At 43.6% G+C, this 12651-nt stretch carries 14 protein-coding genes and 1 riboswitch; of the genes, 8 read left to right on the top strand and 6 right to left on the bottom strand.

Annotation, left to right across the window (positions count from 1 at the left end; translation table 11 throughout):
* The first annotated feature begins 27 nt into the window (after positions 1 to 27).
* From MHH52_RS11850 to MHH52_RS11880, 7 genes are all read left to right on the top strand, one after another.
* Positions 28 to 192: an AraC family transcriptional regulator gene (locus tag MHH52_RS11850; protein WP_340008762.1), complete on the top strand. Its 165-nt coding sequence runs from the start codon at positions 28 to 30 to the stop codon at positions 190 to 192.
* Positions 193 to 320: 128 nt separating this feature from the next.
* On the top strand, positions 321 to 1385 hold the full coding sequence (locus MHH52_RS11855) for a fatty acid desaturase (RefSeq protein WP_340008763.1): 1065 nt from the start codon (positions 321 to 323) through the stop codon (positions 1383 to 1385).
* 159 nt (positions 1386 to 1544) lie between these two features.
* Positions 1545 to 2681 carry a sensor histidine kinase gene (locus tag MHH52_RS11860; protein ID WP_340009601.1) on the top strand — a complete coding sequence of 379 codons (1137 nt, stop codon included), beginning with the start codon at positions 1545 to 1547 and terminating at the stop codon, positions 2679 to 2681.
* Positions 2681 to 3283 (top strand): response regulator transcription factor, encoded by a 603-nt coding sequence (locus MHH52_RS11865; protein ID WP_042126995.1) that lies wholly within the window; start codon positions 2681 to 2683, stop codon positions 3281 to 3283. Before MHH52_RS11860 ends, MHH52_RS11865 begins: the two co-directional genes overlap by 1 nt.
* A gap of 405 nt (positions 3284 to 3688) precedes the next feature.
* Positions 3689 to 4774: an aspartate-semialdehyde dehydrogenase gene (asd, locus tag MHH52_RS11870; RefSeq protein WP_313638325.1), complete on the top strand. Its 1086-nt coding sequence runs from the start codon at positions 3689 to 3691 to the stop codon at positions 4772 to 4774.
* A 563-nt stretch (positions 4775 to 5337) separates the two neighbouring features.
* Positions 5338 to 5520 (top strand): DUF3934 family protein, encoded by a 183-nt coding sequence (locus tag MHH52_RS11875; protein WP_060622334.1) that lies wholly within the window; start codon positions 5338 to 5340, stop codon positions 5518 to 5520.
* Between the two features lie 114 nt (positions 5521 to 5634).
* A complete protein-coding gene (locus MHH52_RS11880; protein WP_340009603.1) occupies positions 5635 to 6327 on the top strand; it encodes a pseudouridine synthase in 693 nt (230 codons plus the stop codon).
* On the opposite strand, the gene thiE is transcribed toward MHH52_RS11880, so the two are convergent.
* Genes thiE through MHH52_RS11910 form a run of 6 tightly spaced genes read right to left on the bottom strand, consistent with a single transcriptional unit; the run spans position 6308 to position 11126 of the window.
* Positions 6308 to 6973, bottom strand: a complete 666-nt coding sequence (gene thiE / locus MHH52_RS11885) for a thiamine phosphate synthase (RefSeq protein WP_340008765.1) — start codon at positions 6971 to 6973, stop codon at positions 6308 to 6310. The two genes, MHH52_RS11880 and thiE, sit on opposite strands and share 20 nt — an antisense overlap.
* On the bottom strand, positions 6954 to 7784 hold the full coding sequence (gene thiD, locus MHH52_RS11890; RefSeq protein ID WP_340008766.1) for a bifunctional hydroxymethylpyrimidine kinase/phosphomethylpyrimidine kinase: 831 nt from the start codon (positions 7782 to 7784) through the stop codon (positions 6954 to 6956). Before thiD ends, thiE begins: the two co-directional genes overlap by 20 nt.
* Before the next feature lie 23 nt (positions 7785 to 7807).
* Positions 7808 to 8602, bottom strand: coding sequence for a hydroxyethylthiazole kinase (gene thiM / locus MHH52_RS11895; protein ID WP_340008767.1), 795 nt, complete (start codon positions 8600 to 8602; stop codon positions 7808 to 7810).
* A gap of 40 nt (positions 8603 to 8642) precedes the next feature.
* On the bottom strand, positions 8643 to 9677 hold the full coding sequence (locus MHH52_RS11900; RefSeq protein WP_340008768.1) for an ABC transporter substrate-binding protein: 1035 nt from the start codon (positions 9675 to 9677) through the stop codon (positions 8643 to 8645).
* Entirely contained in the window at positions 9674 to 10450 is a 777-nt protein-coding gene (locus tag MHH52_RS11905) for an ABC transporter permease (RefSeq protein WP_340008770.1), read from the bottom strand. Before MHH52_RS11905 ends, MHH52_RS11900 begins: the two co-directional genes overlap by 4 nt.
* Entirely contained in the window at positions 10431 to 11126 is a 696-nt protein-coding gene (locus MHH52_RS11910; RefSeq protein WP_340008772.1) for an ABC transporter ATP-binding protein, read from the bottom strand. The genes MHH52_RS11905 and MHH52_RS11910 overlap by 20 nt, the downstream gene beginning before the upstream one ends.
* Positions 11127 to 11459: 333 nt before the next feature.
* A riboswitch (TPP riboswitch) is annotated at positions 11460 to 11563 on the bottom strand.
* A gap of 223 nt (positions 11564 to 11786) precedes the next feature.
* On the opposite strand from MHH52_RS11910, the gene MHH52_RS11915 reads away from it, so the two are divergent.
* Positions 11787 to 12620: an amino acid ABC transporter substrate-binding protein gene (locus tag MHH52_RS11915; protein WP_340008774.1), complete on the top strand. Its 834-nt coding sequence runs from the start codon at positions 11787 to 11789 to the stop codon at positions 12618 to 12620.
* The last annotated feature ends 31 nt before the right edge of the window (positions 12621 to 12651 follow it).

Genomic DNA, 12651 nt, shown 5'->3' on the forward strand with positions numbered 1-12651 from the left:
TTCTTGGAGTAAGTTACTCACTGTCGAATGGAGAAGGCGAAATATATATTGCAAAGTAGTAACGTAAAGGTGTATCAGATCGCTCCGCTTGTTGGTTATCAGGACCCACGATATTTTACCCAGGTCTTTAAGAAAGTTAGTGGTCAGACACCTACGGAATACCGGGAAGAGTTCGCGAAGCAGGCCAATTAACGAAGGAGTATGACATTTGTCATACCTCCTACTTGATGTTTATGACTTATAGAATGACATTTTATTATCTATACTGAAGATAGATAAATGGATCCTTAGCAAGACACATCAAGGAGGAAACGATAAAGATGACTACCAAACAGACATCACAGCTCTCCAGTCTTAAAAAAAGTGTTGCCCCATACGAAAAAAATGACCGAAACGCGAGCATAAGACAGCTCATCAATACTTTAGGGCCGCTTGTCCTGTTATGGGGCGGAGCTTACTTTTCTTTATCCGTTTCTTATTGGCTCACACTTTTGTTGGCCATTCCTGCAGCAGGATTTGTAATTCGAACTTTTATTATTTTCCATGATTGTACTCATGGATCGTTCTTTAAGAACCGTAGAGCGAATGACATTATCGGAACCATTACAGGTGTATTAACACTTGTTCCTTATCGGCAGTGGAAGCATAGCCATTCGATTCATCACGCCAGCTCCAGTAACCTCGATAAAAGAGGGATTGGCGATATATGGATTATGACTGTCGACGAATATGAAGCAGCTTCATTCTGGAAACGCCTTTATTACCGGATTTACCGTAATCCACTCGTGATGTTCGGAATAGGACCTATTGCTGTATTTATGATTCAGTATCGGTTTAATGCTAAAGGGGCTAGACGTAAAGAGCGGATGAATACCTATTTAACGAATATATCTATCGCGGCTCTCTATGGTTTGCTTATTTGGGCCATCGGCTGGCAAGCCTTTATCATGGTGCAGTTGCCTATAGCTTTTGTATCTGGTTTTCTCGGAATATGGTTGTTCTATGTTCAGCATCAGTTCGAGGATTCCTACTTCGAGAATGAATCGGAGTGGAGTTATGTTATGGCTGCAGTAGAAGGAAGCTCATATTACAAGCTCCCTAAGCTGCTGCAATGGATCACAGGGAACATCGGGTTCCACCATGTCCATCACTTAAGTCCGAAGGTACCCAACTATAATTTAGAAAAAGCACATAACGCTACACCACCTCTGCAAAAGGCGACGACCATAACGCTTAGTTCTAGCCTGAAGGCTCTACACTTCCGTCTTTGGGATGAGGAGAATAAGTGCTTCATCAGCTTTAAAGAGGTGAAATCGAGACTAAGCAAACCGAAGGTAGCAGGAGAAGTCCTACAAGTTCATAAGACTAGACTCCAGGGAGAATAATAATCTTAGGTTCGAACAAAATAGAAGTACAGAGGAAGGTTAGAGCCGGAGAAATCAATCGCGCTCTAATCTTTTTCTATTTATGGTAGTGGTTCAACAGATTTTCACTGAATTTGTGCTAGAATAAGGAGAGTATGTATGGCAAAAAGGAGAGCGGACATGCAGAAGTGGCATCATATTTTTCATAAAAGCACAGGTCTCAGCCCTTATGTGTGGGTCGTTTTTTACATTCTACCTTTCTATTTTATATTTCGTTCCTCCTCTACCTATCAAGTAGTTTCGGGAATCGTGATGATCGCTGTATTTTTTGTTTGTTATGTACTTTCTTTTGTTTCTAAGGGCTGGCTGGTTTATTTCTGGACGAGTGTTCAAATTCTAGTTTCTATAACGATGACACTTTTCTTCGGATATATGTATTTTGCGCTTTTTTTAGCCTTCTTTATTGGGAACATACAGAATCGAGTGGGATTCTTCACACTGTACTCTATTCATCTGTTAACTACGATCATTACAATCAATTATGAGCTGCTCTCGCGTAATTCCGTGTTTATTAGTCAGCTTCCGTTCGTGCTTGTTAGTATGATTGCAGTGATTCTACTCCCAATCAATACTTATAACCGAAATAATCAAGAGAAGCTGCAAGACCAATTGGAGGATGCGAATAAGCGGATATCCGATCTCGTTAAGATTGAAGAACGTCAACGGATTTCGCGAGATCTTCATGATACATTAGGTCAGAAGCTTTCATTAATTGGTCTTAAGAGTGATTTGGCAGGAAAGCTAATCGACTCTAATCCTTCGCAAGCAAAAGCCGAGATCAATGATGTACGACAGACGGCGAGAAGTGCGCTGAAGGAGGTTCGTGAAATGGTTACGCGAATGCGTGGCATTCGGCTTGAAGATGAACTGATTCATATTCAGCAGTTCCTTGCGGCTGCGGAGATTGATTATATGCTGGAGGGGAACCCGAAGCTAACAAACACCTCATTGATTACGGAGAATGTACTCAGCATGTGTATAAAGGAAGCTGTCACTAATGTTGTGAAGCATAGTGGGGCCAAGTCATGCTCTATTCTGATTGAACCCTCTCGGACGGATCTAGTCATTAAAGTGAAAGATGATGGGACCGGGATACCCGGGAATGATCTTTATTTCAAAGGTCACGGGCTGCAAGGCATGAGAGAGCGTCTTGAATTTGTAAATGGCTGTATGGATATCGTGAGAGATGGCGGTACTACAATTGTGATTAAAGTACCCAATGCATTCCATCATCAGGAACAGGAGGTCATCCTATAATGATTAAAATTGTAATCGCTGAGGATCAACGAATGCTCCTCGGGGCGCTGGCTTCTTTGCTCGATTTAGAAGAGGATATGAAGGTCGTGGGCCGGGCTAGCAATGGGGAAGAAGCTGTAGCAATGGTTCAGCAGCTTAAACCGGATATCTGTATTATGGATATTGAGATGCCGGCGATGAGTGGTCTCGACGCTGCAGAAGCCCTGAAGAATAGCGGCTGCAAAACGATGATATTAACGACCTTTGCTCGGGCGGGATATTTCGAACGTGCGCTCAAGGCGGGTGTTCACGCTTATTTGCTGAAGGACAGTCCCAGCGAAGAGCTTGCACTCTCTATCCGTAATGTAATGGCAGGCAGACGCATGTATGCACCGGAGCTGATGGATGAAGCCTACAGCGGTGAAGTGAATCCATTGACTCAACGAGAGAAGGAAGTACTGGGACTGATTGCCGACGGTAAAAATACGAAAGAAATCGCAAGCGAGCTGTACATTACCACTGGTACGGTACGGAACTACATCTCGGTTATCCTCGATAAGCTGGACGTGGGCAATCGCATTGAAGCGATCACTCGGTTTAAGGAAAAAGGCTGGTTTAAATGAGTATCAGCGAATGACGATTAGTTTGGTTGAAGCAGATTGCAAACGCAAATTGCAAATAGATGTATTTCGTACAACTATATGCAATAAAATGCTGAGTAGAGGAGATTTAACTGCATTTCATACAACTATCAGTTAACGTAGAGCACATTTTCATTATTTTGCCGGGAAATAGTTGTAAAGAATGCAATTAAAGAATTTGTCTAAGCAGAATATCCACTTATAATTGTACTGAGTGCAGTTATTTGGTTCATGAGCATTAATGAAACACAATAAAAGCAGTTAAAATTTAATTTTTTAATGTTATTTTGATGTTAACACTCGCCAAATGTTCGCGAGCCGTATATCATTAATTATCGGCCTATTAATCACAATAGGACAGTTAATCAAAAGGAAGTGTATTTTCTGATGTCAAGAAAGCTAAGAGCCGGCATAGTTGGCGGCACAGGTATGGTAGGTCAACGTTTTATTGCCCTTCTAGAGAATCATCCTTGGTTTGAAGTAACTGCGATTGCTGCCAGTACGAGATCTGCTGGGAAAACGTATGAAGAATCGGCCAAGGGCAGATGGAAGCTATCCACTCCAATGCCTGAGAACGTGAAGAATATTATGGTTCAAGACGCTTCTAAGGTAGAGGAAGTAGCTGCGGATGTAGATCTGATCTTTTGCGCAGTAGATATGAAAAAAGATGAGATTAAAGCGCTCGAAGAAGCTTATGCTCGTACTGGTACTCCAGTAATCTCCAACAACTCAGCGCATCGCTGGACGCCTGACGTGCCTATGGTCATTCCTGAGCTTAACCCAGAGCATCTTGAGGTTATTGCACAGCAAAGAAAACGTTTGGGAACAGAAACAGGTTTCATTGCGGTTAAACCTAACTGCTCCATTCAAAGTTATGTACCTGCACTTCATGCGCTTAAAGAATTCAACCCATCTAAAGTCGTAGTCACAACTTACCAAGCGATTTCAGGTGCGGGCAAGACTTTTGTAGACTGGCCTGAAATGCTGGACAACGTAATTCCTTACATTGGTGGCGAAGAAGAGAAGAGCGAACAAGAGCCTTTGCGGATTTGGGGAAGTGTTCAAGAGGAAGGCATCGTAAAAAGTGAAGCGCCGACCATTACTTCGCAGTGTATCCGTGTACCTGTAGCTGATGGGCATATGGCTGCTGTATTTGTTTCTTTTGAGAAAAAACCTTCTAAAGAGGAGATTCTGAATCTCTGGAAGAGCTTTAAAGGACGTCCTCAAGAGCTTGAACTGCCTAGCGCACCTAAACAGTTTATTACCTATTTCGAAGAGGAGAACCGTCCACAGACCCAACTGGATCGTGATATTGAGAAGGGTATGGGCGTATCGACGGGCAGACTTCGCGAAGATGCCATCTATGATTACAAATTCGTAGGTCTCTCCCATAACACCCTGCGTGGAGCAGCTGGCGGTGCCGTGTTGATCGCCGAGCTTCTGAAAGCTGAAGGTTATATTCAGCCTAAATAGTTGTATCCCTGAGCTATCAAGCTAAGGTTAAATGGAACACCTCGTCAGAGCATAGCTTTGATGGGGTGTTTTTATTTTTAAGCATATTTTGGTAAAATAAGTTATCGGCTGATAAGGAGGAATTCGATTGAAGAAATATTAGTAAACGGATGTACACCTTCGAATTCCGAGGAAATAGGTTATGGTGTATCTTCCATAAACGGTGAAATTCCTATCCCGAAGAATACCAAAGAAATCGAAGTCACGACAAATTCAAGTAACCCTAATATAAAAATAAGTGTGAATTACGAATTGGATAATATAGGGGGAGAACAAGGTCTGTTTCCACCTGAAAGTTATTTTAATAAATTAAGGGATTCAGGATGGCTGGAGCTGGAAGACAAGCGATTGGGGATGTGCAATTTTTTGAAAAAGAGGATACCATAATCGCCATCGAAATACACGAAGATTCGTTTAGTATTTATGAAATGAATTAAGATGCTTAAACAGAAAGCTTGAGAGTGTGGTAAGATAGGTGAAGTGTATAAACTATACGAATTCTGAATGACTGACGGAGTGATATAATGGGTGCAAAAAGTAAAGGTGGCGGCACGGGCAGAGGTACGGGGAGTAAAGGCTGGACACGCTGGAACAAAACAGCAAAGCCAGTTAAACCTGCAAAAGGTGCTCCAACCACGGGTCCAGGCGCTAAAGATGCAAGTGGAAGCAAGGGCAATAACGTGAAAAAAAGCGGAAGCACGAAATAGCTTCCTTGAACTGGGTTATTCCTGAAGGTTAACATCTGATTTTGATCGTTAAAATCAGGTGTTTTTTTATGGATATAAGCAAGAATAAGTACGCAGATGGAAAGTAGGTTCATCGTGAGAATCGATAAATATATAAGTGAGACAGGCTTCTGCTCCAGAAGGGAAACGAAACGACTCATTGCCGCAGGCCGAATCGCTGTTAATGGCATCGTCTGTGACGCAAATATTCTTATAGAGCCAGAGGATATCGTATGGATCGATGGAGAGCCCATAACAAGCAGTAAAGGGGAGCCGGTATACCTCGCGTTGAATAAACCGATAGGCATCACCTGTACAGCTGCCCCAAATGTAGCTGGGAATATTATAGATTTTGTAGGTTATCCCTCACGAATCTTTGCGATCGGTAGATTAGATAAAAACTCAGAAGGCCTCATTTTGTTAACCAACGATGGAGATATCGTAAACAAAATGATGCGTTCTGAAAATGGGCATGAAAAAGAATACGTAGTTACTGTGGATAAGCCAGTGACGTCAGAATTCTTACAAGGGATGTCCAGCGGTGTAAACATACTTGGAGTCACAACTAAACCTTGCGAGGTTTATCGGATCACTGATTATGAGTTTAGAATTATCCTAACTCAAGGCCTAAATCTACAAATACGTAGAATGTGCAAGGAGTTAGGATATAGAGTACTAAAGCTAGAGCGCATAAGAATTATGAATATTACGCTTGATAGTTTAGAGCGAGGACAATGGCGGCATTTGAGCGGTGAAGAGCTGAGTGAGCTTATATCCCGCTTAAATTAACTTCGTGAACAAATTCTCTGGCTGCCAAGGTGATGTCTTCAGCACCCGCAATAGCTGAGATAACGGAGATACCGTCCGCACCTGCAGCTAATACTGGTGCTGCATTGTGCACCGTGATCCCACCTATGCCTACTAAAGGAATCGTAATGCCGCTGTTTCGTATTTCCTCAATAACTGATGTGCCTCGAACAGCTTGGGCGTCCTCCTTGGAAGAGGTAGGATAAATAGGACCAATGCCCAGATAATCGGCTCCATCCGCGATCGCCTGCTGAGCTTCAGCAAGCGAATGAGCGGACACACCAACGATCTTATCCTCCCCAAGCAGCTGCCTAATCGCTAGCGCAGGGGTGTCATCTTGTCCTACATGAATGCCGTCCGCATCAAGGGCGATAGCCAAATCAATATCGTCATTAACGATAAAAGGGACTCCGTTAGCATGACATATCTTTTGGAGCCGTCTTCCTAAATTAAATCTAACTTGGGCAGTTAATGCCCCTGTTCCTTTTTCACGAAATTGGAACATCGTTATGCCTCCTGCGACGGCTTCTTTTAGTACCTTGGCTGGGGACATACGACAATTCGCGCTGCCCATGATGAAATAGACTTTTAAAAGATCCCGCAGTTTATCACTGTCGATTCGCTTCATTGTTCATCCCTCGCAATCTATTCTGATAAGCACAATGATTCGTAGGCCCATGTCCTGCCCCTATGCCCAGCTCGTCTTCAATCGCCGCTTGTATAAAAGCCTTAGCTGTGTGTATAGCTTCAGGAACAGATTTACCCTTGGCAAGCTCGGCGGTAACAGCTGCTGAATAAGTGCAGCCTGTACCGTGAGTGTGTCTGGTCTGAACTCGTTGACTCTCCATAAAGATGAACTCGTGACCATCATATAGGAGATCTACAACTACCTTAGTCGAGGTATCATGCCCGCCTTTAAGCACTACATAGTTAGAGCCCATGGCAAGAATGATTTCAGCCGCTTCTTTACGTTCGTCGATTGTGGTGATGCTTTTGTTTGTAATCATTTCGGCCTCTGGAATATTGGGAGTCGTCACTAATGCTAGCGGGAGGAGATGATTGATTAAGGACTGAACAGCTTCTTGTTGTAGCAGCGTGGAACCACCTTTAGCAACCATTACAGGATCAACTACAAGATTACGCCAGCCGTATTGCTGGATCTTCTCTGCTACGATACGTATGATGTCACTGTTAAAAAGCATCCCGGTCTTCACAGCATCCGGCTTCAGATCAAGTCCAATGGAATCAAGCTGCTGAGTAATAGCTTCCAGTGTCAACGGATATACACCTTGAACTCCTAGTGTGTTCTGGGCTGTCACAGCCGTAAGTGCGGACATGCCATATACAGAAAGTTCTTGAAAGGTTTTTAGATCTGCCTGAATTCCAGCACCACCGCCGCTATCCGAGCCGGCTATGGTTAAAGCTTTGGATATTATCATTGTGTTCACTCCTTTCTGGGTCGTTATCTGAGTTGCTTAATGAATGATTTTTCTTTATAAGTTTCAGGTATGACCAAACTCAATTGATTCAGAAACTCGATTTGAAAGCTCCCCGGACCTTGACCAGCGGTTAGTTCAGCGGCGATTTCAGCAGCCACTCCGTAGAAGGAGAGAGCTTCCACTGCGGCCTCAAGAGATGCTCCTTCACTTACCGCTAGAAAGGCACCCACGACAGCGCTGAGCAAGCAGCCAGTTCCAGTAACCTTGGTTAGGATGGGGTGACCGTTGCTGGCGATAAAGGTTCTTTCTCCATTGGTGATCACATCGTCTTTTCCAGTGATGATAACTACACAACCTAACTTCCGCGCGGCAGTCTCAGCCAAGACGACTACATCGCCATCCCCTTCGCCAGCATCCACACCTTTAATAGACCAGCTCTCACCAATTACATTCGCGACTTCAGCCACGTTGCCACGTAGAGCGGTAATTTGCATCTCATTTACGAGCTTTTGTGTGACAGAGGTTCGATAAGAAGTTGCTCCCGCACCTACTGGATCAAGAACTAAGGGAACGCCATGTTTATTCGCAGATTGTCCTGCGAGCACCATGGATTGAATGGCGTAGTCATTCAGTGTGCCGATATTTAGAACAACGGCAGCCGAAAATGCGGCGATATCTACCACTTCCTCGTGAGCATCCGCCATAAAGGGGGAGGCACCGAGCGCCAAAAGACCGTTTGCTGAGAAATTGGCTACCACGATGTTGGTGATATTGTGGACCAGTGGATTGGATTCCCGTACTTTGGATAGATAACTCATGATAATTCCTCCTCAAGTTTTATGAGCGAATAGCTAATGTTTAAAGATTGATAAAAGCATCCTCAGCTTTGATGTCAGTAGACAGTAAATCATTGTCCGATAGCCATTGTCGTACCTTTTCCCAAGACGCGGGCTCTTGATATCCAAATTCATGGTCACCCGCATTCATTAGCGGTAGTAGAATCTCCAGACTCTTCTCTTCAATTTGCTTATCGAGTGGAGAGGTCGCATCTTCGTGTGCAAGCAGTAAATTTAATGCTTTTTCCGGATTCTCCTGCACATAATGCTGTCCTTTAGTAATGGCGTTTAGAAACTTTTTGAAGTAGGACTCAGAATTTTGTACTCCCTGATCGCTGGCGACAAGTACTAGCTCGTAATAATCGGGTACTCCGTAGTCCGTGGGATTGAACGAGTTAACGGGATGACCTTCTTTTTCTAGGATTAATTGTTCGTGGTTAATGAACCCACCCATAATGGCATCTACTTGCCCGGTTGCAATCGCTGGAATAAGGTCAAAGCCTACGTCGATTAATTTGCTGGCGTTAGAGTCACCCCCATCGTTATGAATCATCGTACGAATCATGGCCTCATAAAGAGGGATGGAAGAATACCCAATCTGTTTACCAGTGAGATCTTTGGGACTTCGTATGTCTCCAGCTTGAGGTACCATTAAATGATTAAGTGGATGCCTCACAATCGCTGCAATCGAACGTACTGGAATGTTCTCACTACGTGCCATGAGCACCTGAGGCTGATAACTAAGCGCTAAATCGATTTGATTCGCTGCCACAAGTTTCAGTGCATCATTGCTGTCTGCGGGCATTTGGATCTCTACGTCCATACCTTCATCTTTGAAATACCCATTTTGCTCAGCAGCATATAAAAAAGAGTGAACGGCATTGGGATACCAATCGAGCATAATCGTCAGCTTATGCGTTTGTTTATTTTCGTTATTAGAAGAATTAGCAGAAGGATTACTTACGTTGGATGCCTTTCCGCAGCTGGTGAAGATTAGAACTGAACAGATAAGAAACACGGGAATAAGCCATTTTCTTTTGGTATTCAAATCATTCATCGCTTAGATCCTCTTTTCTTTAAAAATAGTGCTTCGAGCAGAGCTATCATCAGAAACAGCACCATACCGAGCGCGGACAACAGAAATACTGCGGCGAACATTTCAGCACTTTGTATATTTCCTGCCATCCTTCGGCTAAAGTAACCGAGTCCTTTGCTGCCGCCGAGCCATTCGCCGATGGTTGCTCCAATCACGCAGTACACAATGGATAGCTTTAGTCCTGAGAAAAATGTGGGCAGCGCCAGCGGAATTTGAGTTTTAGCAAGCAGTTGCCAGCGGTTTGCACCAAATGTTAACAATAAATCCTTGTATGCCTGACCACTTGTACGAAGTCCATCATATGTACTCACGACGACTGGGAAAAATGCAGTTAGAAACACAACCGCCACTTTGCTCCACAGCGTATATCCGAACCACATAATAAAAATGGGGGATAGCGCGATTAACGGGATCGTCTGACTGATAATAAGGAAGGGATAGATGGCCTTTTCAAGCGGTCGAAACAAGAACATTCCGGTGCCCAGCAGTGCACCACAGATAACTGAAAGTACAAAACCTACCAATATTTCCTGCAGCGTCGCCAATAGATGCTGTCCGAGTAGTAATTGTCTGTGCTCAATCAAAGCGATACATATTGAAGAAGGTGCAGGGAGGATAAAGGCTGGAATCAAGTGAAGACGAACAGCTGACTCCCAGATCACAAGAATGAACAACACCAGTAGAATAAAGGGACCATAGTTATCTAGATGTTTTTTAAAAGGTATGGGCTGCATAAAGTCTCCGCTCCAACTCTTCCCGCAATGCTATAAACTGGGGTTCATAGTTCATTTTGTAATGTCTTGGCCTCGGTAAATCAACAATGATCTCCTGTAATTCGCTATGCGCGCCTCCAGACAATAAATAAATTCGATCGCTTAGCAATACCGCCTCTTCCAGATCATGGGTGATGAGCATCACCGGTTGACTTAGTTCATCCCAAAGCTCTAATAGCCAACGGTGTATCTCTCGTTTGGTCATAGCGTCGAGCGCTCCAAATGGCTCATCTAACAGCATAAGACCACCCCCGCCACCAGCCACAAGCGTTCGCAGAAATGCGACTCGCTGTTTCATGCCACCCGATAGCTCATGGGGGTATGCCTTCTCTACATCGGCTAAACCGAAGCGTGACAGCATTTCCCGAATATGAGAGATCGTCTGTTGTTTACTGAACCTTGGCTTGATTTCCCAGGGCAATAGACAGTTGTCGAGCACTGTTCTCCACGGCAGTAACAAGTCCTGCTGCGGCATGTAAGCGATCTGACCTAAGCGTATAGATGCTGATGGGCTCGAATGAATCATTATTTTCCCATGAGTGGGATCGAGCAAGCCTGCTATAGTTTTGAAAAGTGTGCTTTTCCCGCATCCGCTAGCCCCGATGACAGAGACAAACTCCCCTTGCCTGATATCCATGTTTATGTTTGCAAATATAGGGGGCTGTTTAGATTCGGGAAAAGAGTAGGTTAGTTCCTGAATGGATAGGATTGTTGTAATGATCTAACCTCCTAAAAGTTTTGTGATAGATATACTTCTTGTGTAGCTTCAAACAAAACTAGCTTCGGAAGCATACGCTAAAAGTTTTGTATAGCATAGGCTACCTGAGAAGCTTCGTACAAAACTCGCTTCGTAAGCATGTGCTTAAGTTTTGTGATTGAATGTAAACAAATAAAGACCCATTCATTTCCGGTGGGAAACAAATGGGTCAAAAAGTTCATTCAGCATAGGAACACTAAAAATGCATGGGATGAAAATTCTGCTCCACTTCCCTCCGCTGGTATGATCCAGATCAGGTTCCAAGGGTCCGGAGCTTGAAGCTCCGTCTCAGTCGGCCGACTCCCCTAGTGAAATAACAGATCCATATTTAATTTGTTTATAAATATACCATAACTTTCTGAGATGTAAAGAGAGGATCTTGTGAAGGATTATTCTAAGAATGGGTAATATAAGGGTAGAGATTTACCTAATATTACAATTCCGATGTATATAATCGGAAAAAACCATTGACGGTAACCTGATGCCAGTGTAGTATACAATTTACCGGATATATTCCGGGTAAAGAGAGGGGAATTAATAATGAGAAAAATAAGTTTAACTATTCTGTTGGCGTTAACCGTGGTGTTTGTAGCGGCGTGCGGCAATCATTCGAATACCGATACTTCTAGGAACTCTTCAGCTGTAACTAATGGCGGTACATCTTCAGCTAAAAACAGCCTGGAAGCTGTTAAAGCTAGCGGCAAATTGCGGATAGGAACGGAAGGGACCTATGCACCTTTTACTTACCATGATGCATCGGGTAAACTGACAGGTTTTGACGTAGAAATTGCTGAGGAAGTAGCAAAGCGTTTGGGTGTTGAGCCTGAATTTTTTGAGACACAGTGGGATGGTATTTTTGCCGGAATGGACGCGAAACGGTTTGATGTTATTTTTAACGAAGTATCCATAAATGAAGATCGTAAAGTGAAATATGATTTCTCTGAACCGTATATCGTATCTAAAGCGGTATTGATTGTAAGTGAAAACAATGAGGATATCAAGACTTTTGCAGATCTTAAGGGGAAAAAAGCTGGACAATCTCTAACCAGCAACCTGTCCGATATCGCCCGTGAGAACGGCGCTGAAATTGTAGCTACAGACGGCTTTAATCAAGCGATGGACCTACTGACCTCAGGCCGAATAGATGCGACTGTCAATGATGGCTTGTCTTATCTGGATCTGAAAAAACAGAAACCTGATGTGAAAATTAAAGTGGTAGATGAGATTCCTGACGGTTCGCAAAGTGCCGCTGTGTTCCTGAAAGGCAACGACGAGTTGGTGAAAGCAGTCAGTGATGCGATTGTTGAAATGAAGAGCAATGGAACGTACTTAAAGATTTCTGAGAAATACTTTGGTGCTGACGTTTCAAAATAATACAAGGTTTCGGAAGCTAACCTAGCTTGGA

This window comes from Paenibacillus sp. FSL K6-0276, from assembly GCF_037977235.1.
GTDB lineage: Bacteria > Bacillota > Bacilli > Paenibacillales > Paenibacillaceae > Paenibacillus_AQ.

What these genes read in the sequence shown, in the direction of transcription:
- MHH52_RS11850 (WP_340008762.1), top strand. Translation starts at nt 28, where the DNA reads ATGGAGAAGGCGAAATATATATTGCAAAGTAGTAACGTAAAGGTGTAT.
- MHH52_RS11855 (WP_340008763.1), top strand. Translation starts at nt 321, where the DNA reads ATGACTACCAAACAGACATCACAGCTCTCCAGTCTTAAAAAAAGTGTT.
- MHH52_RS11860 (WP_340009601.1), top strand. Translation starts at nt 1,545, where the DNA reads ATGCAGAAGTGGCATCATATTTTTCATAAAAGCACAGGTCTCAGCCCT.
- MHH52_RS11865 (WP_042126995.1), top strand. Translation starts at nt 2,681, where the DNA reads ATGATTAAAATTGTAATCGCTGAGGATCAACGAATGCTCCTCGGGGCG.
- asd (WP_313638325.1), top strand. Translation starts at nt 3,689, where the DNA reads ATGTCAAGAAAGCTAAGAGCCGGCATAGTTGGCGGCACAGGTATGGTA.
- MHH52_RS11875 (WP_060622334.1), top strand. Translation starts at nt 5,338, where the DNA reads ATGGGTGCAAAAAGTAAAGGTGGCGGCACGGGCAGAGGTACGGGGAGT.
- thiE (WP_340008765.1), bottom strand. Translation starts at nt 6,973, where the DNA reads ATGAAGCGAATCGACAGTGATAAACTGCGGGATCTTTTAAAAGTCTAT.
- thiD (WP_340008766.1), bottom strand. Translation starts at nt 7,784, where the DNA reads ATGATAATATCCAAAGCTTTAACCATAGCCGGCTCGGATAGCGGCGGT.
- thiM (WP_340008767.1), bottom strand. Translation starts at nt 8,602, where the DNA reads ATGAGTTATCTATCCAAAGTACGGGAATCCAATCCACTGGTCCACAAT.
- MHH52_RS11900 (WP_340008768.1), bottom strand. Translation starts at nt 9,677, where the DNA reads ATGAATGATTTGAATACCAAAAGAAAATGGCTTATTCCCGTGTTTCTT.
- MHH52_RS11905 (WP_340008770.1), bottom strand. Translation starts at nt 10,450, where the DNA reads ATGCAGCCCATACCTTTTAAAAAACATCTAGATAACTATGGTCCCTTT.
- MHH52_RS11910 (WP_340008772.1), bottom strand. Translation starts at nt 11,126, where the DNA reads ATGGATATCAGGCAAGGGGAGTTTGTCTCTGTCATCGGGGCTAGCGGA.
- MHH52_RS11915 (WP_340008774.1), top strand. Translation starts at nt 11,787, where the DNA reads ATGAGAAAAATAAGTTTAACTATTCTGTTGGCGTTAACCGTGGTGTTT.